This is a genomic window from Primorskyibacter sp. S87 (assembly GCF_049801055.1).
Taxonomy (GTDB): domain Bacteria; phylum Pseudomonadota; class Alphaproteobacteria; order Rhodobacterales; family Rhodobacteraceae; genus JBNAGF01.
In genome coordinates this window covers 13,992-34,476 of sequence record NZ_JBNAGF010000002.1, presented here as the reverse complement: position 1 = coordinate 34,476, position 20,485 = coordinate 13,992, and the positions used below count along the sequence as shown (strand labels likewise).

Genomic DNA, 20,485 nt, shown 5'->3' with positions numbered 1-20,485 from the left:
CCGGGCTACTGCCCGGCCACCAGATGTTGCGCCCACACCCGCGAACATGCAAACTGGCCTTGGGTTATCCCCGACTTATCTCCAGCTATTTCCCGATAGCCGGGACGCCCCAAGACAGCGTATGACATCCCCCGAGGCGGCAGGGACAGACAATGAACGAGATCACCAAACTCGAACAGGCACCGGCGGACATACAGTCCCCCGATACCATGCCGAATTCGGTCGAAGCCGAACAGCAGTTGCTGGGCGCGATCCTGACCAACAACGATATCTATGATCGGGTGGCCAGCATCATCGGGCCGCAGCATTTCTATGACCCGGTTCACGCCCGGATCTACGAGATTGCTGCCGCACGCATCGCCAAGAATGCGCTGGCCTCTCCGGTAACGCTCAAGGCGTTCATGGAAGATGACGACGGGCTCAAGGAGCTTGGCGGGGCTGCCTATCTGGTGAAGCTCGCCGGATCTTCGATCAGCGCTTTTGCAGTACGCGACTACGCCCAGATGATCTATGATCTGGCGATCCGCCGACAACTGATCCGGCTTGGCCGTGACATTTCCGACAAGGCCGGCAAGGTCGAGGTTTCGTCGGAGCCCAAGGAACAGATCGTCGAGGCAGAACAGCAACTCTACAAGCTGTCGGAACAGGGCCAGACCGAAAGCGGATTTGTTTCGTTCCTCAAGGCCGTGACCGAGGCCGTCAATACTGCCAACGCAGCCTATCAGCGGGATGGCGGGCTGGCCGGTGTTTCGACCGGGCTGATCGACATCGACAAGAAACTCGGGGGGCTGCACCCGTCGGACCTGATCATTCTCGCCGGGCGCCCCTCGATGGGAAAGACGTCACTTGCCACCAACATCGCCTTCAATGTCGCCAAGGCCTACAAGCGCGGGATCAAACCCGACGGGTCCGAGGGCACGGTCGAAGGCGGTGTCGTAGGCTTTTATTCATTGGAGATGAGTGCCGAGCAGCTCGCCGCCCGGATTCTGTCAGAAGCATCCGAAGTGCCATCCGAACAGATCCGGCGCGGCGACATGACCGAAGCGGAGTTTCGCCGCTTCGTAGACGCGGCAAAATCACTCGAAGCCTGCCCGCTCTACATCGACGACACGCCGGCCCTGCCCATCGCGCAGCTGGCGGCGCGGGCGCGGCGGCTGAAACGGACGCACGGGCTCGACCTGCTCATCATCGACTATCTGCAACTTTGCCGGGGCACGGCCGAGAACCGGGTGCAGGAGATCGGTGAGATCTCTATGGGCATGAAAGCCATCGCCAAGGAACTGAACATCCCGGTGATCGCCTTGTCACAGCTGTCGCGTACCGTGGAAAGCCGGGATGACAAACGCCCGCAATTGTCGGATTTGCGGGAATCCGGGTCCATCGAGCAGGACGCCGACGTGGTCATGTTCGTGTTCCGCGAAGAATACTATGTAGAACGCGAAAAACCGTCTGATGATCGTCTGGACGAAATGGCCGCCTGGCAGGAGCGCATGGATCGCTTGCATGGCAAGGCCGAGGTGGTCATCGGCAAACAGCGCCACGGACCGATCGGCACTGTGGAGCTGTCCTTCGAAGGCCGCTTTACCCGTTTCGGCAACCTTGCAAAACCGTGGCAGCAGGACGAGAACGGCGATTTCTGAACCGGATCTGAAAGGGCAAGGACATGAGCATCCGGGACTTCATGGCCGCATACAAGCGGGTTTGGGAATCGCAGGATTCGAAAGGGTTTGCTGCCCTCTTTCGTCCTGACGGTGTCTATCACAACACGCCCTTTCAAGCCCAGACCGGCCCCGAATCCCTTGCCGCATATTGGGACAGGATCAAATTGCAGGACGACATTTTCCTGCAATACGAAATACTTGCGGAAACGGCATCGGGTGGCGTCGCGCACTGGAACGTCACCTATCAGGTGGCCAGCGAAGAGCTGTTCAGGATTTGGGCGAGATCCACAGGAACCGGATTGCCGGATCGAAAACCGGGAGATCCGCTGCCCCGCATGGAACTGGACGGTATGCTGAGCGCCCAGTTTGACCGGGATGGACTGGCACAGGACGTGCGTATCTGGTGGCATTCCATGCCGCAACCGACCACCTGACCGGCTGCCGCGCCCTATTACCCCTTGACGCCCGATCTGCCCGTGGCATGAACAGCCCATGAGCACAGCACTTCTGAGTATCGACCTTGGGGCAATCTCCCGCAACTGGAAAGCGCTGGACGCCAGGACCGGCTGCGAGACCGCGGCTGTGGTCAAGGCCGACGGCTACGGATTGGGCGCCGGTGTCGTTGCCCGCACTCTTGCCCAAGCGGGCGCCCGCAAGTTTTTTGTCGCGGTTGCCGAAGAAGGCGCCGCCGTTCGGGAAGCCATCGGCCCGGGGCCAGATATTTCAGTGTTTTCCGGACATTTGGCAGACGACGCAGACCTGATCCGCGCCCATGACCTGACACCAATGCTCAATTCCGTCGATCAGATGCTGCGACATGTCGAGGCCCTGCCCGGTCACGCATTCGGCCTTCAGCTCGACACAGGAATGAACCGGCTTGGGATCGAACCCGAGGAATGGGCGGCGCTGCGCGATATCGCCATGCGGCAGAAGCCTCGTTTGATCATGTCCCATCTCGCTTGTGCCGATGATCCGCCGCACGCAATGAACACCAGTCAGCTCAAAGCCTTTCATCAGATGACCGACGGGCTTGACGTGCCACGTTCGCTGGCGGCAACGGGTGGGATTCTGCTTGGACCAGAATACCACTTTGACCTGACCCGGCCCGGCGTTGGCCTCTACGGTGGCCTGCCCTTCGCGGATGCCGAACCGGTGGTATCCATTGATCTTCCCGTGATTCAGATCCGGAACCTCACGCCGGGTGAGACAGTGGGATATTCCAACACATGGACAGCCGCCCGGCCTTCGCGCATCGCTACTGTCGCGGCGGGTTACGCCGACGGTCTGCATCGCACCATGAGCGGCAAGGCACGCGTATATTCTGGTGCGCACGCCTGCACCATCGTGGGGCGGGTATCCATGGATTTGATCGGCATCGATGTGACCGATCTTGACCATGAGCCTGAAACGCTTTCCATTCTTGGATCGCAGCAAACCGTCGACGACCTTGCTGATGCGGCAGGAACAATCGGCTATGAGATCCTGACCTCGATTGGCGGTCGTTATCGGAGGCACTACACGGAATGAACCCCCTGGACCTCCTGGCCCGGATCGGGCGCATGGTTCTTGATGCACTGGCGATGGCCGGCCGAGAAACCTTGTTTGCGATCAATGCATTGTCGCACATTTTTCGACCACCTTTCTATCCGCGTGAAATCGTCAATTCCTTGCTGACGGTTGGCTGGCTGTCGTTGCCGGTTGTTGGCCTGACGGCGATTTTCACCGGAGGTGCGCTGGCGTTGCAGATCTATGCTGGCGGAGCGCGTTTCAACGCCGAGGCGGTCGTGCCGCAGATCGTGGCAATCGGCATGGTGCGGGAACTTGGCCCGGTTCTGGTCGGGCTGATGATCGCGGCCCGTGTCACGTCGAGCATCGCCGCCGAAATCGCCACGATGAAGGTGACCGAACAGATCGACGCCCTTGTCACGCTGTCAACGCACCCGATGAAATACCTTGTGGCTCCGCGTGTGCTGGCCGCCCTGATAACCGTCCCGTTGCTGGTCGGTGTTGGCGACATCATCGGCATCGCAGGCGGTTATGTGGTTGCTACGCAGAGCCTTGGGTTCAACGCTGCCGCGTATCTTCAGAACACAGTCGATTTCCTTGAGCCGCTCGACGTGATCTCGTCACTGGTCAAGGGCATGGTGTTCGGTGGCCTTGCTGCAATTATGGGCTGTTTTTATGGGATGAACTCTGGCCGAGGCGCGCAGGGCGTGGGCCGGGCCACGAAATCTTCGGTCGAAGCCGCAGCGGTCTTGATTCTGGCGGCGAACTTCATGCTCACAGGGGTTTTCTTCTCGCTATGATCAAGATGGAGAATGTTCAAAAGGCTTTTGGCGACAACCATGTCCTGCGCGGCATGGATCTGGAGATTCCCAAGGCAACTTCGATGGTTATCATTGGCGGCTCGGGCACCGGGAAATCGGTGGCGCTCAAGTGCATCCTTGGCCTGATCAAACCCGATTCCGGGCGGATCCTAGTGGATGGCAAAGATGCAGACAGCGGCGATCGGGATGCGTTTCTTGCCCGTTTCGGGATGCTGTTTCAAGGTGGAGCGCTCTTTGACTCGCTGCCGGTCTGGCAGAATGTTGCCTTTCGCCTGTTGCGCGGCTCACTCAAACGCCCGGCGGAGGAGGCGCGCGACATTGCCATAGAGAAACTCCGGCGTGTTGGCCTGCGCTCCAATGTCGCTGATCTGTTCCCCTCTGAGCTGTCCGGGGGCATGCAGAAACGCGTGGGGCTGGCGCGCGCGATTGCTGCCGAGCCTGAAATCATCTTCTTCGACGAACCCACCACCGGTCTCGATCCGATCATGTCTGGCGTGATCAACGATCTGATCCGCGAAATCGTGGTCGAAATGGGGGCGACGGCCATGACCATCACCCACGACATGTCCAGCGTCCGCGCCATCGCCGACAACGTGGCGATGCTGCATGACGGTCTAATTCAGTGGACCGGCCCCGTGGCGGAGATGGACGCCAGCGGAGATCCCTACCTCGACCAGTTCATTCACGGACGCGCCGAAGGGCCGATCGAAGCGGTCCGATAGTCGGGCGTCGCAACAGTTTCAGATCGCAGCGGTTGCCGCATGACACCGCTTGCGCCTATGGTCATCGGGATCATGCTGCTTGATTTCGGGGGAATAAATGCCGAACCGGATTGGAAGTTTCCAAACTTCGCGATGGCTGGTGCTGACCGGCCTCTGCCTTTTGCTGACCGCATGCACACCGACTATGCGTCAAACCAACGATCCGGGCAGTTTCGCCTGGTTCGATCTTGTTACCGAAACGCCGGATGTGGCGCGGGGCTTCTATTCAGATTTGTTTGGCTGGAGATTCTCCAAACCGCTCGGGGAGGATACCGAGCTCATATCCTCGAATGGCGCCTTCATCGGCGGACTGGTGAGCGTGATCGGTGGCGAGCAACGGGCTGAATCCAAATGGGAGCCGGTTCTGAGCGTGTCTGACACTTTGGCAGCGATACACACCACAGAGTCACTTGGCGGGAAACTATCCCAGCGCCTGGACACCGAGGGGCGTGGGGTTTTTGCTGCAATTTCCGACAATTCGGGCGCAACACTAACGCTTTACGACGGGTCTGCCGGGGTTCCGCGAAGCGACGGGCTGACGCTAAACAGCTGGGTTTGGGTCGATTTGCTGACAGACAACACCTCGCGGGCCAGGCATTTCTATCGCGAACTCGTAGGGTTCGAGACCCGGAAATCCGGTAAGTTCACCATCTTTACCAAGGCCGGCAGGACCCGCGCAGGTCTTGTTCGTGTTCCCCGTTCACAGGTTGAGCCGAACTGGCTGCCATATGTTCTGGTAGCCGATCTCGAGGCCACGATTGCCAGCGCCAGATCGCTGGGTGGTGGTCTGCTGACACGGGAGGGCGAGGCCGCAATCCTTCTGGATCCGACGGGGGCGGCCATTGGCATCGTAACGCGGAAGGGATTGGCTCAATGACCAGATCGCGCACTTTCCTTTTGACCGCAGCACTTGCTCTTGTGGCCACAAGCTTATCGGGTTGCATGAAAAGCACGGGCTCGGCACGCGTTCATGCCGGTATCGGCTACAGCCCCTACTGGCGCTATTATGACCGACCGCCGATCGTCATTCCGCCGGATCCTGATTTTCCGGAGGTCGAACTGCCGATTGCACCGGAACCGCCAATCGCAGTGCCCCTGCCGAGCTTCCCGGAACCTGACATTGGCGGCGGTTTCGGCGGTGATATTGGCGGCGGGGACTTTGGCGGCGCAGATCTTTTCTGACGCCAGCCACGAAAGATCCGTCGAGACAAATGCCGCATCCGGCCTTTCAATCAGACGGCCGGATGACTAGTTGGTAGGAACCACTTAACAACACTACCGGATCTGTATGCCCCTCCGCATTGCCACGCTTTCGCTACTGATCCTTTATCCCATCGCCTGGTTTGCACCACTTATGCGGGCCGGTCTGCTGCCGATCTTCGGCCTCAGCGAAATCAGCGTAATAACCGGCCTGCAGTCGCTTTGGGACAGCGACGTGATCCTTGCTCTGATCGTCACGGCCTTTGCGATCTTTGCGCCCTATCTCAAGACGATAGGGTTGGCGCTTGTTCAATGGAACCTGCTTGATCCACGTGCCTTGCCCGCTCTGCATGTTCTGGGCAAACTGGCTATGGCCGATGTCTTTCTCATCGCCCTCTACATCACGCTGGCCAAGGGCATTTCCTACGCAACAATCGAAACGGCATGGGGGCTCTATCTCTTTACGGCCTGCATCCTTGGCTCTATCGCTTTGGGTGTCCTGACCGAAAGGCAAAACCGCGAACCCGCTGTTGATTGATCCACCCAAACCAGACACTTGAGCAGCACCTGAAATCACCGGTTGAGCCGCTTGCCCGGCTGAGGCACAACACCATCATGGCCAAGACAAAGTCCTTTTCCTGCTCTTCCTGCGGTTCCTCGTTCTCGAAATGGTCCGGGCGTTGCGAAGGATGTGGCGCGTGGAACACCATCGCCGAGGATCGCCCGCTTTCCGCCGGTCCTGCCTCGAAATCTCTGGGCGGAAAACGTGGGAAAGCGATTGAACTGACCGACCTTTCGACCGAAGAGACCCCACCGCCACGCACGCTGAGCGGGTTGGATGAACTTGACCGGGTTCTTGGTGGCGGGCTTGTTCCGGCGTCGGCAATCCTTGTTGGCGGCGACCCCGGAATTGGCAAATCCACGCTCCTGCTGCAGGCCGCCGCTAAATTCGCCACCTCTGGTCTGAAAACTCTTTACGTCTCGGGCGAAGAAGCTTCGGCACAGGTTCGGATGCGGGCACGGCGCCTCGGGCTGGACAAGGCACCTGTCCAGTTGGCTGCCGAAACGAATCTGCGCGATATCCTGACCACGTTGGAGGCTGAGCGCCCGCAACTTGCGATAATCGATTCGATCCAGACCATGTGGGCAGACAATGTCGAGAGCGCGCCGGGCTCGGTCAGTCAGGTCCGCGCCGCCGCACATGAACTAACGTCATTCGCCAAACGCCACGGCGTGTCGATCATCATGGTCGGCCACGTCACCAAGGACGGCCAGATCGCCGGTCCGAGGGTGGTAGAGCATATGGTCGATACCGTTCTCTATTTTGAAGGCGAACGCGGTCACCAGTTCCGGATCCTGCGTGCGGTCAAGAATCGCTTTGGCCCGGCCGATGAAATCGGCGTGTTTGAAATGACCGGCGCGGGTCTGGCCGAAGTCTCCAACCCGTCCGCCCTGTTCCTGTCCGAACGCGGCGAACCCAGCCCGGGCTCGGCGGTGTTTGCTGGAATTGAGGGCACGCGACCGGTGCTTGTCGAACTGCAGGCTCTTGTTGCTCCATCGCCACATTCGCAACCTCGCCGAACTGTTGTCGGTTGGGACGGCGGCAGGCTCGCCATGATCCTCGCGGTACTGGAGGCGCGGTGCGGAATTCCTTTCGCCGGACTTGACGTTTATCTCAACGTGGCCGGGGGTATGCGGGTTTCCGAGCCCGCCGCAGATCTGGCAGTTGCCGCCGCCCTCCTGAGTGCCCGAGAAGACGCCTCCCTGCCCTCGGATACGGTGGTTTTCGGCGAAATATCTCTCTCTGGGGCCCTTCGCCCGGCACCGCAGACCGAAAACAGGTTGAAAGAAGCGCAAAAACTTGGTTTCACCTCGGCCATTGCCCCGGCTGGCGGAAAAACCGGTTCGGGGGGCGGTCTGAACCTCATTCGCGCCACCGACCTGACAGGATTTGTCGGGGAGGTATTCGGGGCCGGGTAAAGGTTTGATCGGATCGTAAAGCCAAGCCGCATACGCGACGGCATGTAGAGCGCAGGACAGGAGACGGCGAGAGCCATGGAAGGTTTCACCATCATCGACGGGGTTGTCGCCCTTGTGATCGTAGTCTCGGCACTGCTGGCCTATTCCCGCGGTCTCGTGCGCGAAGCAATGGCCATCGCAGGCTGGGTCGCTGCCGCGGTTCTGGCCTTCATTTTCGCCCCTCAGGTCGAGCCATTGATCCGCGAGGTTCCCGTAATCGGCGAATTCTTGCGCGATAGCTGTGAGTTGAGCGTGATTACCGCTTTTGCAGCCGTATTCGCGGTGGCCCTGATCGTTGTCAGTTTTTTCACGCCGTTGTTCTCATCTCTGGTTCAGCGATCTGCTCTTGGTGGATTAGATCAGGGGCTGGGTTTCCTCTTTGGCGTTGCGCGCGGCATCCTGTTGGTTGCAATTGCCTTCTTTGTCTATGACTCGGTGATGACCGGCCAGAACTTCACGCTGGTGGACGAAAGCCGCTCGGCCGCTGTGTTCGAGCGCATGACTGGCAAGATCGAAGAACAGAATCCCGAACAGGCACTTGGCTGGATTACTCAGCAATACGAAGGTCTGGTTGGCGCCTGTAGCCAGTAAGAGGCTGGCAATTGCAGTTCAGCCTGCGTCGAAACTGCACTAGGGGCAGAAACTTCGTGATCCTTTGGTGACTCCGGCCAGCTGAGTCATTATGTGGAGAGCGACCAGCGATCTAGGATTCGGAGCTGCCTGCCTTGCAAAGCCCGCAGATGCCCCCCGCCCATCCCTTTGATGACGACAAGCTACGCGAGGAATGCGGCGTTTTCGGCGTCGTCGGCGTGAAAGACGCCGCCAACTTTGTCGCCCTCGGCCTGCATGCCCTGCAACACAGGGGGCAGGAAGCCGGAGGCATTGTCAGCCACGACCCTGAACAAGGCTTCAACAATGCGCGTCGTTTTGGGTATGTCCGCGACAATTTCACGTCACAAAATATCATGCAGACCTTACCGGGTCCGATTGCGATCGGCCATGTCCGGTATTCGACCGCCGGCAGCAAAGGACAGACTGCGATCCGCGACGTGCAGCCATTTTTTGGCGAGTTTTCGATGGGCGGCGCGGCGATTGCCCATAACGGCAACATCACCAATGCTGTTTCCCTTCGCAAAGAACTGATCGAACGCGGGTCGATCTTTCAGTCTTCCTCAGACAGCGAATGCATCATTCACCTGATGGCCCGGTCCCTGCAACGCAATATCCCCGAACGGATGGAGGATGCGCTGCGACGGGTCGAGGGTGCGTTCTCGGTCGTCGCGATGACCCGCACCAAGCTGATCGGAGTGCGCGATCCTATGGGTGTGCGGCCGCTGGTTCTCGGAAAGATCGGAGAAGGCTGGTGCCTATCATCGGAAACTTGCGCCCTCGACATCATCGGCGCGGAATTCATCCGCGAAATCGATCCCGGAGAAATGGTTGTCATTACTGCTGCCGGCATCGAAAGCCAGCGCCCGTTCCGGCCTCAGCCATCTAAGTTCTGCATCTTCGAGCATGTCTATTTTTCTCGCCCCGATTCCATTCTCGGGGGGCGTTCTGTCTATGAGACACGCGAAAGCATCGGTCGCGAACTGGCCAAGGAAGCCCCGGTCGACGCCGACATCGTCTGCCCGGTTCCAGACAGCGGAACACCAGCTGCCATCGGCTACTCGCTGGAAAGCGGTATTCCCTATGCGATGGGGATTATCCGCAATCAGTACATGGGCCGCACCTTCATCGAGCCCACCGAACAAATTCGAAATATGGGCGTGCGCCTCAAGCTCAACGTCAATCGCGCGCTGATCGAGGGCAAAAGAGTTATCCTTGTCGACGATTCCGTTGTGCGCGGCACCACCAGCCGCAAGATCAAAGAGATGATCTTGGATGCCGGCGCCAAGGAGGTGCATTTCCGGATTGCATCACCGCCGACCGCCTGGCCCTGTTTTTATGGCGTCGACACGCCCGAGCGGGAAAAGCTGCTGGCGGCGACCATGTCGGAAGAAGAAATGGTGCGGCATCTGGCCGTTGACAGCCTCAAGTTCATTTCGCTCGATGGCCTCTACCGTGCCGTGGGCGAAGCTCAAGGCCGGGATGCGGCCTGCCCGCAATACTGCGATGCCTGCTTCTCGGGGCAGTATCCGGTCGAGCCTTCGGACATGATCGAGCAAGGTTTCAAGGTCAAACCCGCGGCGGAGTAATCTGAAAATTCCAAACAGCGACATGCTTGCCGAATGCAGGCATGCTCCTAGCTACTCATCGCGCCCGAATTCCTTTTTGGGGTGGCGCAGGAAAGGATCCGTCTTTGGACGCCCATATTTCACGACTGCTGACGGGTGTGCGGACCTGCCGCTGCTGCGGGGCGAGTTTCCGAGAGCTTCTGAATCTCGACTTTGACCGCCCCGGCATTTGCCCGCTTGACCTGCCCGTGCTCGACAACAGCGCACTGCTGGGCGAGTTTGGCGATGTTCTCACACAGGATTTCTGCCGTCTGGACGAATCCCGGTTTATCCGAGGGCAGTTGGTGCTGCCGATCAGGAGCGCCGGGGCCGAGTTGGTTCTGGGCATCTGGGTTCAGTTGTCACCCGATGCGTTCGAACATCACGTTACGGCCTCTCTTATGGGCGGAGAGGAGGCGCTTGAAGCCATGGAGGGGTGGCTGGCGAATCCGTTGCCGGTCAATGACGAAGGACCCGTGGCGTGCTTGGCCCACCTTGCGCCCGGTGCCGAACGGCCGGAATTCCAGATCACCGAAGCCGATCACCCGCTTACAGATCTGCAACAGGATGAAATGCCGATTGATTCCGTGTTCGAATGGCTACACGCCTTTGGTCACGACGTGGGATCACTCATTTTCGATGCCTGACACGGTCCGTCCGGGAACCGCTGCAGGTTGACGTTGCGGCACAGGCAACCCTCTGCCCAGCGCTTGCCCTGCCCCGCGCGGTTTTCTGCTGCTGCGACGCAGCATCTCTATTCTCTCGCGCTGAATCTCTGTATGGGCCTGCTCAACCACTCATCAACGGAACGGGCGATGCTCGCGTCGCCCACAAGGAAGACATGGCAAAACTGATTGGCGCCGGCAAAGTCCCGGCGCGCGTAGCAGCGTCGGCCACACAGGCCGGTGCTCTGGACACGAACGCGATGAGCCTTCTCGGGGTGTTCGGACCGGCAGGCAAGATGAAAGCGATGGTGCGCCTTCCCGGTGGTCGTATCAAGACCGTGCAGAACGGATCCCGGCTCGAATCGGGCCGGATCGTGGCGATCGACAAGGATGGCGTAATGGTGCATCGGACCGGGAGCACGAAGCGGATCCAGATCCCCGGCGACTGAATGGCCTCTTGACCCGGCCCGCGCAAGCCGCCAAACCGCGCGCATGACCGAGAACACATCCGATAATGACGCGCGGGTTGCGCTGATCACTGGCGCATCGCGAGGATTGGGCGCGGCGTTGGCCGAGGCTCTTGCCCCCACTCACCATATCGTCGCCGTTGCCCGCACCACGGGCGCGCTGGAAGAGTTGGACGACCGTATCAAATCAAAGGGCGGCAGCACCACGTTGGCGCCGATGGATATTGCCGTTCCCGAGGCGATGGCCACGCTGTGCCGCGGAATCCATGACCGTTGGGGTAAACTAGACTTGTGGATTCATACTGCGGTCCACAGCGCGCCTCTGACCCCCGCCAATTTCATCGACCCGAAGGATTGGGGGAAATCAGTTTCGATTAACCTCAACGCGACGTCGGTGCTGATCCCTTATGTTTCCCCGTTGCTGGGTGAAACCGGAACCGCTGTGTTCTTCGACGATGCCCGAGGCGGGGAAAAGTTCTTTTCATCCTACGGCGCGACAAAGTCGGGCCAGATCGCGCTGGCACGGTCGTGGCAGGCCGAAACCGAACGCACTGGTCCGAAAGTTAGGATCTTGTCGCCCCGACCGATCGCGACCGCCATGCGCGCCCGGTTCTTCCCCGGCGAAGATCGGGAAAAGCTGATGCGCCCCGGAGAGGAAGCCGCCCGCCTGCTGCCCGAAATCCTCGCAGACTGAGTCCGGCGTCGCTTTTAAACTGTGACCTTCCCACCAAAGACAGGTCTACAAAACGCAGATACTCTTGCCCCGGCAGACCTTGCATCCTATGCAGAACCAAGATGGGCGGCCGCGTGGAAACACGGGTGGTGGAAACGGGTCGAGCAATAGGGCGGATCATGCGAATTCTGATCACCAATGACGACGGCATCAACGCGCCGGGGCTGGAAGCGTTGCACCGGATTGCATCAGACCTTGCCGGAACGCAGGGCGAGGTCTGGACCGTCGCCCCAGCTTTCGAACAATCCGGTGTTGGCCATTGCATCAGCTACACGCACCCGATGCTGTTCTCGGAACTGGGTCATCGCCGATTTGCCGCCGAGGGATCACCGGCCGATTGTGTTCTGGTTGGGCTACACGAAGTTCTCAAGGACGCACCGCCCGACCTGATCTTGTCCGGTGTGAACCGGGGCAACAACTCGGCCGAGAACGCCTTGTATTCGGGCACGCTCGGCGGAGCCATGGAAGGTGCGCTTCAGGGCATCCCTTCGATCGCGTTGTCGCAGTATTTCGGACCGGCCAATTACAAGGCTGACGCTCCGTTCGACACCGCAGTGCTGCACGGTCCGGACCTGATCCGGAAAATCCTGTCGGCAACACCCCGGGATGATGCAGACTACCGCCTGTTCTACAATGTGAATTTTCCGCCCGTTCTGCCGCATGACGTTCGGGGTGCCCGGGTTGCACCACAAGGTTTCCGACGCGGGAGCTGTTTTTCGGCTGAACCGCACTTTTCCCCTTCAGGAAAGCGTTTCATGTGGATCAAGGGCGGCAATCAGCATGTCGATACGGAACCGGGCTCGGACGCCGCCGTCAATCTGGAGGGCTACATCTCGGTCACGCCAATGCGCGCTGATCTGACCTGTCACGCGACGCTGGAGGCCCTGAAGGCAATCGAATGAGCGGCCTCGATCCCGAAACCAAAATGCAGTTCCTGTTTGCTCTGCGCTCCAAGGGCGTGACCGACGCGCGAGTGCTCAGCGTGATCGAAAGCATAGATCGCGGCCCGTTCACCCGAGGGATCTTTGCGCAGCGCGCCTATGAGGACATGCCGCTGCCGATCGCCTGCGGTCAGACGATCAGTCAGCCTTCTGTCGTCGGGATCATGACGCAGGCGCTGCAGGTCAACCCGCGCGACAAGGTACTCGAAGTCGGGACCGGTTCGGGCTATCAGGCTGCGATCCTCAGCAAGCTGGCCCGCAGGGTATACACGGTCGACCGCCATGCCCGTCTAGTGCGCGAGGCACGCGAGATTTTCGAAAGCCTGCACCTGCCGAATATCACTGCCATCACCGCAGACGGATCACATGGGCTGCCCGAGCAGGCGCCGTTCGATCGTATCATCGTGACCGCCGCCGCCGAAGACCCACCCGGGCCGCTCTTGGCGCAATTGCGAATTGGCGGTATCATGGTGGTGCCGGTCGGCCAGTCGGACACGGTTCAGACACTGATCCGCGTACGCAGGACGGAGACCGGTTATGAATATGACGAACTCCGGCCCGTTCGTTTTGTCCCCCTGCTCGAGGGACTGGGCAAAGAAGGCTGAAGTCTGGGCAAGATGAGCACAGAACCGAGCAACAGGACGAGTAGACGCAAACCCCCGCCGCAAAAGGGGGACCGCTTTTGAGGACACCGAGATGACTTTTCCCTTCGGATTTTCCCGCCATGTATGTGCGGCCGGCGCAACGGCCCTGCTGGTCGCGGGCTGCACCGAACCGCTGGATTTCGACCTTCGCGGCAATGTCGGCGGGTTCAGCACCGCTCCGGCTGCCCAATCCGCCTCGACCGCATCCCGCCCGAAGCCGGATAGTCGCGGGGTGATATCATATCCGAACTATCAGGTGGCAGTGGCCCGGCGCGGAGATACCGTGACCGATGTGGCAACACGGGCTGGACTGCCGGCCGGCGAAGTCGCCCGCTTCAACGGGCTTCAGCCGGACGTGCAGTTGCGCGAGGGCGAAGTCCTTGCTCTGCCCCGCCGTGTGCCCGACTCCGGAACCAGCCCGGGAGGAGTGGATATCGAGAGCCTTGCCTCCAGCGCCATTGACAGCGCACCTGACACAACCCCGGTTGAAACGACAACGCTGCAACCGGCGCAACAGAGCGCCCCCAAACCGAAACCGCCCGTCGGCCCCGAACCGGTCCGCCACAAGGTTGCGCGCGGCGAAACGGCCTATACGATCTCGCGGCTGTATCAGGTTCCCGTCAAGGCACTGGCAGAGTGGAACGGGCTTGGATCTGATTTCGCAATCAGAGAAGGCCAGTATCTTTTGATCCCGGTAAAGGATCAGGCCGCCCCCTCGGGCAGCGCAGGAGCGCCTCTGGCAGCCGCGGGCACCGCAGCTGCGGTTACCCAGCCCGGATCCGGATCGCCAACCCCCACCCCGCCAAGCGCGACTACGCCGTTGCCTGACGAGAAAGTGGAACCGGTCGCCAAGGCCAAGGAACCGGAAACGGTCAAGATCGATGAGCCCACCCAAGCCAGCGCGGCCCGGATGGCGCTGCCCGTTCAGGGCAAGATCATCCGCACCTACTCCAAGGGTCGGAACGAAGGAATCGACATTGCGGCTGCCGCAGGCAGCGCCGTGGCTGCTGCTGACTCCGGGACTGTCGCGGCCATTACCGAGGACGCGGACAAGGTTCCGATAATCGTGGTCCGCCACCAGAACAACTTGCTGACGGTCTATGCAAATGTCGACAATATCGCAGTCAAGAAAGGCGATCGGGTCAAGCGCGGCCAAAAGCTTGCCGAGCTGCGGTCGGGCGATAATGCCTATGTTCATTTCGAAGTTCGGGACGGCTTCGACAGTGTAGACCCGATGCCGTATCTGCAGTGAGACCTTAGATCTGACAAGCTGTGCAAAACGTGGCCCCGGGTCGTACCGTTTTCAGAACCCGGCCACCCGCTCAGCCAGCCAATAGACCGATATCCCGCCAATAGCGTATCCCATGACGAGGCTGCCAACAGCTTCGGGCGCGTGCAGCGCATTGGCAAATCGCGGCAGAACAGCCCTCAGGACCGCAAAGGCCAGAAGCACTACGGCCACAAAAGTGAGTTGACCCGCCTCGACCCCAAGATTGAAGGCCAGAAGGGCCAATGGGATATCGCCCTCAGGAAGGCCAATCTCGGATAGAGCCCCTGCAAATCCAAGCCCGTGCAGCAAGCCGAAACTGAAGGAAATGATCCAAGGATATTGCTCGGTTAGCTGTTCGGCCCCCTTGCGGCGGCGCAGGATCTCGACAGCGAGCAGAACGATCGACAGCGCAATGATGGCCTCGACCGGAGGCGACGGCACCTGCAAAACCCCTAGCGTCGCAAGCGCCAGTGTAATGGAATGGGCAACCGTGAACGCGGTAATCGCCCCGGCCAACCGCCATGGGTCGCGGATCAGCACCAGCAATGCAAAAACGAACAACAGGTGATCCAGCCCTTCGAGGATGTGTTCAAACCCCAGACCGAGATAGCTGGTGAATACCTGCCGACCGGACATCACTGCCGGAGCCACCATTGAGGGGCGTGCAGCCGTAACCCGTGTGGTCACCGAGGCTTCGCCGCTATCGAGTCGGATCAGAACATCCGTCCGCGTGCTCTCAAGCCCCTCGATCACGAGATCCCGGCCGCCAAAGCCACCGGGGCAGCTGGCAACCCACCCCTGCACCCATGCACGTCCGTCAAACCTTGGATCCACCGGGGCCATCGCCGGAGCGCAGTTTTCCGGCAACCGGGCCTCAATCGGCATCGGCTTGCCCTTTACGTCAGGTTTACGCCAGAAGATCTGATAGGTCTCACCGCCATTCGCCGCGTCCAACGACTGGATCTGAAGATAACCGGGATCCAGCGCATGTGCGGCTGCCTGCCCAGCCATCAGGCTCAGCAACAAGATCAGGCTGCGGAACAGCGCCTTCATTGCGCTACCAGCTGCTGCAAGGCCTGATCGTCGGGCACAGATACCTGATAGGATTTACTGAGAGCTTGGTACTGCAACTCGGCAAGAGTGTCCGCCTGAACCCGCCGCCAATCGAACAAAACCTTGTCGCGTAACTCTTCAAGCAGAGGGAGGGACCCTTCGTCCAGATCGGTCAATTTCACAAGGTGCCAACCAAAACCGGATTGCAACGGCTCTGACCACTCGCCCACCGGCTGAGCGACGATTGCAGCGAAAACGCCATTTCCGAAACTTCCATCCACCTGTGCCTGCCGCGCCGGAGGCACCTGCACGGGCAACATCGTGGGTTGCCCAAGCGTCGCGGGATCCTCGCCGGCATCAAGAGCCGAACGTATTTCGGTCACTTGCTGGATTGTGGGCTTCTCCCCCAAATACACTTGTATAAACGCGACGCTGGGCGGTTTACGGAACCGGTCGGCATTCTCCTCAAGATGCTCTTGAAGAGTCAGATCATCAGGTTCCAGGGCGTGGGCCGCGGATTCGGTCAGGAACTGCATCTTCTGCTGCAAGCGGTTTCGGATCGTAGCATCGCCACGATCCAGCCCGAGAGACAATGCCTCGCGGACCAGAATCTCTTCGCGCACCATGCTGTCAATCAGCGCCGACAACTCCTCGGGACGGGGAAACCGCCCCCAGGTGTCGCCATACTGCCGGATCAGCCGCTCGGCATCCTCTTCGGTGATCTGTATTTCAGTATCACCTGGTTTCTGTGCTTCTTCATCCGCCAGCTTGAAGTAGGCAAACAGGGCAAGCCCCATGATTGCAAAGTGAAAAACCGGTTCTTTGAGAAACCTGCGCATAGGCCCGCCCTAAATGAAATGACATGCTAAGTCTTAGGAATTCCGTGTTGGAAAACAACAGCCTGAAGCGCTATATCGCGACGATCTTGGACTTTTTCTTACCCTGCTTCATCTTTGGGGCAACGTTACCTGTTGGAAACCGACTATGACCCGTTCTGCCCTTATTGTTGCCCACGGACAACCCTCCGAACCGGACCCAGCCGAACAAAGGTTGGCGAAATTGGCGGCGGCAGTGCGCGATCTGTTGTCCGGGTGGACAGTGCAATCGGCAACATTGGCCGCGCCGGGATCGTTGGAGGCCGCGCTAGCTTCACTTCCCGAGAATATCCTTGTCTACCCAATGTTCATGGCCAAAGGCTGGTTTGTCACTTCGGTTCTGCCGAAGCGGATGAGCCAGCGACCGGCACAGGTTCTTGACCCGTTCGGCCTGGATCCCAGGCTGATTGATTTGGGTGAAGTTGCTTTGCGCCGTGCCGCATCGGAACAGGGTTGGGACTTGCCGGATGTCGAAGTCGTTCTGGCCGCGCATGGATCCGGGCGCAGCCGGGAACCAGCCCGAATTGCGGCGGATTATGCGACCGCCCTGTCTGCGCGACTAAAATGTCCCGTGCACCCGGGATTCGTCGAAGAGCCGCCTTCGATCAAATCCGCCGCAACTGGGGTCGGAGTGAAATCACTGTGTCTTCCGTTTTTTGCCAGATCTGGTGGTCACGCGCAGGAAGACGTGCCGCAAGAGCTGACTGCCGCACAGTTCAAAGGTTGTCTTCTCCCGGTGCTTGGTGAATTGCCGGGCGCGCCGATGCTGATAGCCCGTTCGCTGGAAGCGGCCGGGATCGGCGAAAAAGCTGATGGATCATTGGTTCGCTAGGTCGGCGTTTCCGGGTCCCGGATACACCAACGCCGCCGGCTAAGCGGCGGCGCCATACCTAAATTGCTGTGTCTCACCGGATACCGGTCAGCGGCAATCCACCGCAACGGCCAGTGCGCTTGGCCGACGGCCTTGCGAATAGGCATTTCCCTTGGGCAAGCAACCAGTAAGACGCGGCACAGCGGAAACGAAGGCCGTGCCGGCATTTTCACTCAGGCGAACCCGTTCACCTTCCGGCGCGCGAAGAACCGCAAAAAGTGTCCCGTTCACTGACACGTTGCTCAGCATCATCATCCGGTCACCCATTCCAACCTCGACGGCCTGCGGCGGCCTCCTGCCACCGTTTGCCAGCGCCACCTTGGCAAGATCTTCCTGACTGCTTCCTTTGGCCTGCAGAGCAATGGGTGCAACACCGGCCAGTTCTGCCGAAACACTGGCCCCACGGGAAACCAGTTGAACATTGGCCTGCTCAAAGGTCTTTGGCTCGCCGTCGATACCGGTGAACCCCACCCCTTCGCGATATCGCCATCCGTCACAGGCGGAAACAAGGGTCGCGGCAGCAAGGACGGGAAGTAGAACTAGGTTTCTCATGGCAATCTACCGGGCATTTGGGTTTCGTGGCGAAGACTTGAAGCGGTCGGCGTGAGCGTAGCGGCAGCCGGGGACATCTGACAAGCCTCCTCTGCCCGGCGCTCGGACAGCAGAAAAAACTGAGGGGATTGGGCAACGTCCCGATGCCCGTCCGAAACCGAACATATCACAGGATCACGGCCAAATTGCGGCAAACCAGAGCGCGAGCCGATACAGTCCCAGACTGCAAACCCGAAAAAGAAAAAGCCGCGCTCGAGGGCGCGGCTTTTTAATAGAATATCGTCTGGAAGGCTTACTTGATCTTGCCTTCTTTGTATTCGACATGCTTGCGTGCAACCGGGTCGTACTTACGCACGACCATTTTTTCGGTCATGGTGCGAGCGTTTTTCTTGGTCACGTAGAAGTGGCCCGTGCCCGCGGTCGAGTTCAGACGGATCTTGATGGTCGTCGGCTTCGCCATGGTTATCTCCTGCGTCCGAAAAGGCAGGGGCCTTTCGGTTGAATTCCTATGAGCGTGCGCTTTTACCCGGCTATGGCCCCGAGTCAACCACATTCCGCAAGACACCGGGCAAATTGCCCAATTCCACTCTGTCGGGCGAAAAACCTGTGTGATTGGTCTGCTCACCGATTCGTGATAGGCTGCCGCCATTACCCAATACCCAAGCCGGAACATACCGGTGATTTGATGGCGATGGGCAAGATCCCGCGGGCGCAGTCCGCGTTTCTGCTGACGTTGGGAGGGAAAATCGGAACATGAATTGCGCACCCGGTTGTAAACGCTGTGAAAGCGGCATGACCGGCGGCTGAGTTCGTTCTTCCTGACGCAAATGAACACATCGAACGCGGCACCATGGTGCGTCCTAAGGCGCGCATTTGTCGAACTTGTTTTGTTCAGGAGAACGATCATGCCACTTTTCATTACCTACGCATCCTATTCACAATCCGGCGTACAGGGCCTCATGGCGAAACCCGAGAACAGGGCCGGAGCAATTCAGGCATTGCTGGACAAGGTCGGCGGTCGCGTCGTCGCGCTTTACATGACCACCGGATCAAATGACATCGTGCTCGTCAGCGAAGCGCCAGATGGATCAGACACAGTAGCTGTTGGGATGGCTGTGGCCGCCTCGGGATCGATTGCAAAAATTGAAACCGTGCGGGCCTGGACCGGTGATGAATTCGCGGCAATCGCTCAAAAGGCCGGAAGCCTGACGGGTGCATACTCTCCACCCGGTTCGTGAACAAACCGCAATGACACGTCTATCGGAGCCGGAAACCATTCGCGTTCCGGCTCTGGTATGTGTTTTGCCGTGGCATCCTTACAGATTTTCAGATGGGGTGATGCAACCTCAGTTGCAGATCCACGCCAGAGCGCTGCGGCTCTGAAACGCGCAATTTTTGGAAAAGGAAATTATCAATGGCACCAACCATCAAACCGACTTGTTTACTCATGACCTGCGCCGGCATTCTGACCTTCGCGGCTTCGCAGGCCGTCGCCGGCGACTTTGCTCGAATAACATCCGAAAGCGAGTTCAACAGTCTTGTGGTGGGCAAGAAACTCACTTTGGACGAGAACTATGTGACCGTTAAGAAAAACGGGACTTTGAAGGGCAAATTTGGTGGCAAGACGCTCAAGGGAAACTGGGCATGGCGCGACGGGTACTGGTGCCGAACTCTGACAACACACAGCAAGAATACCGACTGCCAGTTGTGGACGGTGAGCGGCAACCAGCACAAGGTCACGCGGGATCGCGGCAATGGAAAGACCTTTACCTACGTCGCCAATTAAGGACAGACCGAGAAGAGCGCGGAGGGCCTGTAAGCCGGATTCTGTTCCCGGCGGGTTCCCCCGCCGTTCGACGACCATTCATCTCGACCGCACATTGCTGAGCGGTTCATGCTGCCAACCCGACCCCTCTCGGCTGAAGCAAGCCTAGCGGCGGTCTCCCGTTTCCGGGACCGGCCCGCGCGGGGGTCCTATTTGGCATTGCTCCCGGTGGGGCTTGCCGTGCCACCCCGGTTGCCCGGGGTGCGGTGGGCTCTTACCCCACCGTTTCACCTTTTCCCTGCCGTTGCCAAAGGCGGACCTTTGAAACCTGCAAGGTAGTTTGATTTCTGTGGCGCTTTCCGTCGAGTTGCCCCGCCCGGGTGTTACCCGGCACCGTTGCTTCATGGAGTCCGGACTTTCCTCGACATTGCTGCCGCGGCCATCCGGCCCTCCGCGCAGGGTTGC

General features: G+C 59.5%; 24 protein-coding genes and 1 other RNA gene. 20 read left to right on the top strand and 5 right to left on the bottom strand.

Annotated elements, in window-relative coordinates; translation table 11 throughout:
- Positions 1–152: 152 nt before the first annotated feature.
- The 17 genes from ACP15U_RS03590 (at position 153) to ACP15U_RS03510 (ending at position 14,886) form a co-directional block, all read left to right on the top strand.
- The gene (locus ACP15U_RS03590; protein WP_425043774.1) at positions 153–1,640 is read left to right on the top strand and encodes a replicative DNA helicase; all 1,488 of its coding nucleotides are present in this window, start codon (positions 153–155) and stop codon (positions 1,638–1,640) included.
- 23 nt (positions 1,641–1,663) lie between these two features.
- Complete coding sequence (locus ACP15U_RS03585) at positions 1,664–2,095, top strand: YybH family protein (protein WP_425043773.1); 432 nt, start codon at positions 1,664–1,666, stop codon at positions 2,093–2,095.
- A gap of 58 nt (positions 2,096–2,153) precedes the next feature.
- Positions 2,154–3,188, top strand: a complete 1,035-nt coding sequence (gene alr, locus ACP15U_RS03580; protein ID WP_425043772.1) for an alanine racemase — start codon at positions 2,154–2,156, stop codon at positions 3,186–3,188.
- The gene (locus tag ACP15U_RS03575; protein ID WP_425043771.1) at positions 3,185–3,967 is read left to right on the top strand and encodes an MlaE family ABC transporter permease; all 783 of its coding nucleotides are present in this window, start codon (positions 3,185–3,187) and stop codon (positions 3,965–3,967) included. Before alr ends, ACP15U_RS03575 begins: the two co-directional genes overlap by 4 nt.
- A complete protein-coding gene (locus tag ACP15U_RS03570; RefSeq protein ID WP_425043770.1) occupies positions 3,964–4,710 on the top strand; it encodes an ABC transporter ATP-binding protein in 747 nt (248 codons plus the stop codon). The genes ACP15U_RS03575 and ACP15U_RS03570 overlap by 4 nt, the downstream gene beginning before the upstream one ends.
- Positions 4,711–4,807: 97 nt before the next feature.
- Positions 4,808–5,626, top strand: a complete 819-nt coding sequence (locus ACP15U_RS03565) for a VOC family protein (protein WP_425043769.1) — start codon at positions 4,808–4,810, stop codon at positions 5,624–5,626.
- Positions 5,623–5,931, top strand: coding sequence for a hypothetical protein (locus ACP15U_RS03560; RefSeq protein ID WP_425043768.1), 309 nt, complete (start codon positions 5,623–5,625; stop codon positions 5,929–5,931). Before ACP15U_RS03565 ends, ACP15U_RS03560 begins: the two co-directional genes overlap by 4 nt.
- Before the next feature lie 106 nt (positions 5,932–6,037).
- Positions 6,038–6,487 (top strand): paraquat-inducible protein A, encoded by a 450-nt coding sequence (locus ACP15U_RS03555; RefSeq protein WP_425043767.1) that lies wholly within the window; start codon positions 6,038–6,040, stop codon positions 6,485–6,487.
- 77 nt (positions 6,488–6,564) lie between these two features.
- On the top strand, positions 6,565–7,929 hold the full coding sequence (gene radA, locus ACP15U_RS03550) for a DNA repair protein RadA (protein WP_425043766.1): 1,365 nt from the start codon (positions 6,565–6,567) through the stop codon (positions 7,927–7,929).
- A gap of 75 nt (positions 7,930–8,004) precedes the next feature.
- A complete protein-coding gene (locus tag ACP15U_RS03545) occupies positions 8,005–8,559 on the top strand; it encodes a CvpA family protein (protein ID WP_425043765.1) in 555 nt (184 codons plus the stop codon).
- 149 nt (positions 8,560–8,708) lie between these two features.
- Positions 8,709–10,166 carry an amidophosphoribosyltransferase gene (gene purF / locus ACP15U_RS03540; protein WP_425043764.1) on the top strand — a complete coding sequence of 486 codons (1,458 nt, stop codon included), beginning with the start codon at positions 8,709–8,711 and terminating at the stop codon, positions 10,164–10,166.
- A 104-nt stretch (positions 10,167–10,270) separates the two neighbouring features.
- A complete protein-coding gene (locus ACP15U_RS03535) occupies positions 10,271–10,831 on the top strand; it encodes a DUF2199 domain-containing protein (protein WP_425043763.1) in 561 nt (186 codons plus the stop codon).
- Positions 10,832–11,025: 194 nt separating this feature from the next.
- Positions 11,026–11,298, top strand: coding sequence for a hypothetical protein (locus tag ACP15U_RS03530; RefSeq protein ID WP_425043762.1), 273 nt, complete (start codon positions 11,026–11,028; stop codon positions 11,296–11,298).
- Between the two features lie 43 nt (positions 11,299–11,341).
- The gene (locus ACP15U_RS03525) at positions 11,342–12,010 is read left to right on the top strand and encodes an SDR family NAD(P)-dependent oxidoreductase (protein WP_425043761.1); all 669 of its coding nucleotides are present in this window, start codon (positions 11,342–11,344) and stop codon (positions 12,008–12,010) included.
- Between the two features lie 158 nt (positions 12,011–12,168).
- Positions 12,169–12,951: a 5'/3'-nucleotidase SurE gene (gene surE, locus ACP15U_RS03520; RefSeq protein ID WP_425043760.1), complete on the top strand. Its 783-nt coding sequence runs from the start codon at positions 12,169–12,171 to the stop codon at positions 12,949–12,951.
- Entirely contained in the window at positions 12,948–13,595 is a 648-nt protein-coding gene (locus ACP15U_RS03515) for a protein-L-isoaspartate(D-aspartate) O-methyltransferase (protein ID WP_425043759.1), read from the top strand. Before surE ends, ACP15U_RS03515 begins: the two co-directional genes overlap by 4 nt.
- 91 nt (positions 13,596–13,686) lie before the next feature.
- Complete coding sequence (locus ACP15U_RS03510) at positions 13,687–14,886, top strand: peptidoglycan DD-metalloendopeptidase family protein (RefSeq protein WP_425043758.1); 1,200 nt, start codon at positions 13,687–13,689, stop codon at positions 14,884–14,886.
- A gap of 51 nt (positions 14,887–14,937) precedes the next feature.
- Here the strand turns inward: ACP15U_RS03510 and ACP15U_RS03505 are convergent, their stop codons facing one another.
- Complete coding sequence (locus ACP15U_RS03505) at positions 14,938–15,957, bottom strand: HupE/UreJ family protein (protein WP_425043757.1); 1,020 nt, start codon at positions 15,955–15,957, stop codon at positions 14,938–14,940.
- Positions 15,954–16,796 (bottom strand): peptidyl-prolyl cis-trans isomerase, encoded by an 843-nt coding sequence (locus tag ACP15U_RS03500; RefSeq protein ID WP_425043756.1) that lies wholly within the window; start codon positions 16,794–16,796, stop codon positions 15,954–15,956. The genes ACP15U_RS03505 and ACP15U_RS03500 overlap by 4 nt, the downstream gene beginning before the upstream one ends.
- 145 nt (positions 16,797–16,941) lie before the next feature.
- Here ACP15U_RS03500 and ACP15U_RS03495 point away from each other — a divergent pair, with 145 nt between their 5' ends.
- Positions 16,942–17,664: a sirohydrochlorin chelatase gene (locus ACP15U_RS03495; protein WP_425043755.1), complete on the top strand. Its 723-nt coding sequence runs from the start codon at positions 16,942–16,944 to the stop codon at positions 17,662–17,664.
- 87 nt (positions 17,665–17,751) lie between these two features.
- On the opposite strand, the gene ACP15U_RS03490 is transcribed toward ACP15U_RS03495, so the two are convergent.
- Positions 17,752–18,255: a hypothetical protein gene (locus ACP15U_RS03490; protein ID WP_425043754.1), complete on the bottom strand. Its 504-nt coding sequence runs from the start codon at positions 18,253–18,255 to the stop codon at positions 17,752–17,754.
- 292 nt (positions 18,256–18,547) lie between these two features.
- Positions 18,548–18,715, bottom strand: a complete 168-nt coding sequence (rpmG, locus tag ACP15U_RS03485) for a 50S ribosomal protein L33 (protein ID WP_039682682.1) — start codon at positions 18,713–18,715, stop codon at positions 18,548–18,550.
- A 445-nt stretch (positions 18,716–19,160) separates the two neighbouring features.
- Between rpmG and ACP15U_RS03480 the strand changes: the two genes are divergently transcribed.
- Both ACP15U_RS03480 and ACP15U_RS03475 read left to right on the top strand, forming a co-directional pair.
- Complete coding sequence (locus tag ACP15U_RS03480; protein WP_425043753.1) at positions 19,161–19,493, top strand: GYD domain-containing protein; 333 nt, start codon at positions 19,161–19,163, stop codon at positions 19,491–19,493.
- A gap of 176 nt (positions 19,494–19,669) precedes the next feature.
- Positions 19,670–20,041, top strand: a complete 372-nt coding sequence (locus tag ACP15U_RS03475) for a hypothetical protein (RefSeq protein ID WP_425043752.1) — start codon at positions 19,670–19,672, stop codon at positions 20,039–20,041.
- A gap of 14 nt (positions 20,042–20,055) precedes the next feature.
- Here the strand turns inward: ACP15U_RS03475 and rnpB are convergent.
- Positions 20,056–20,475, bottom strand: an RNA gene (gene rnpB, locus ACP15U_RS03470) — RNase P RNA component class A.
- Positions 20,476–20,485 lie beyond the last annotated feature (10 nt).

Coding starts and splice junctions, on each gene's coding strand:
- ACP15U_RS03510 (WP_425043758.1), top strand. CDS start 13,687: ATGACTTTTCCCTTCGGATTTTCCCGCCATGTATGTGCGGCCGGCGCA.
- ACP15U_RS03495 (WP_425043755.1), top strand. CDS start 16,942: ATGACCCGTTCTGCCCTTATTGTTGCCCACGGACAACCCTCCGAACCG.
- ACP15U_RS03560 (WP_425043768.1), top strand. CDS start 5,623: ATGACCAGATCGCGCACTTTCCTTTTGACCGCAGCACTTGCTCTTGTG.
- radA (WP_425043766.1), top strand. CDS start 6,565: ATGGCCAAGACAAAGTCCTTTTCCTGCTCTTCCTGCGGTTCCTCGTTC.
- ACP15U_RS03490 (WP_425043754.1), bottom strand. CDS start 18,255: ATGAGAAACCTAGTTCTACTTCCCGTCCTTGCTGCCGCGACCCTTGTT.
- ACP15U_RS03480 (WP_425043753.1), top strand. CDS start 19,161: ATGCCACTTTTCATTACCTACGCATCCTATTCACAATCCGGCGTACAG.
- purF (WP_425043764.1), top strand. CDS start 8,709: ATGCCCCCCGCCCATCCCTTTGATGACGACAAGCTACGCGAGGAATGC.
- ACP15U_RS03585 (WP_425043773.1), top strand. CDS start 1,664: ATGAGCATCCGGGACTTCATGGCCGCATACAAGCGGGTTTGGGAATCG.
- ACP15U_RS03570 (WP_425043770.1), top strand. CDS start 3,964: ATGATCAAGATGGAGAATGTTCAAAAGGCTTTTGGCGACAACCATGTC.
- rpmG (WP_039682682.1), bottom strand. CDS start 18,715: ATGGCGAAGCCGACGACCATCAAGATCCGTCTGAACTCGACCGCGGGC.
- ACP15U_RS03475 (WP_425043752.1), top strand. CDS start 19,670: ATGGCACCAACCATCAAACCGACTTGTTTACTCATGACCTGCGCCGGC.
- ACP15U_RS03505 (WP_425043757.1), bottom strand. CDS start 15,957: ATGAAGGCGCTGTTCCGCAGCCTGATCTTGTTGCTGAGCCTGATGGCT.
- ACP15U_RS03555 (WP_425043767.1), top strand. CDS start 6,038: ATGCCCCTCCGCATTGCCACGCTTTCGCTACTGATCCTTTATCCCATC.
- ACP15U_RS03575 (WP_425043771.1), top strand. CDS start 3,185: ATGAACCCCCTGGACCTCCTGGCCCGGATCGGGCGCATGGTTCTTGAT.
- ACP15U_RS03500 (WP_425043756.1), bottom strand. CDS start 16,796: ATGCGCAGGTTTCTCAAAGAACCGGTTTTTCACTTTGCAATCATGGGG.
- ACP15U_RS03545 (WP_425043765.1), top strand. CDS start 8,005: ATGGAAGGTTTCACCATCATCGACGGGGTTGTCGCCCTTGTGATCGTA.
- ACP15U_RS03565 (WP_425043769.1), top strand. CDS start 4,808: ATGCCGAACCGGATTGGAAGTTTCCAAACTTCGCGATGGCTGGTGCTG.
- ACP15U_RS03525 (WP_425043761.1), top strand. CDS start 11,342: ATGACCGAGAACACATCCGATAATGACGCGCGGGTTGCGCTGATCACT.
- ACP15U_RS03515 (WP_425043759.1), top strand. CDS start 12,948: ATGAGCGGCCTCGATCCCGAAACCAAAATGCAGTTCCTGTTTGCTCTG.
- alr (WP_425043772.1), top strand. CDS start 2,154: ATGAGCACAGCACTTCTGAGTATCGACCTTGGGGCAATCTCCCGCAAC.
- ACP15U_RS03590 (WP_425043774.1), top strand. CDS start 153: ATGAACGAGATCACCAAACTCGAACAGGCACCGGCGGACATACAGTCC.
- surE (WP_425043760.1), top strand. CDS start 12,169: ATGCGAATTCTGATCACCAATGACGACGGCATCAACGCGCCGGGGCTG.
- ACP15U_RS03530 (WP_425043762.1), top strand. CDS start 11,026: ATGGCAAAACTGATTGGCGCCGGCAAAGTCCCGGCGCGCGTAGCAGCG.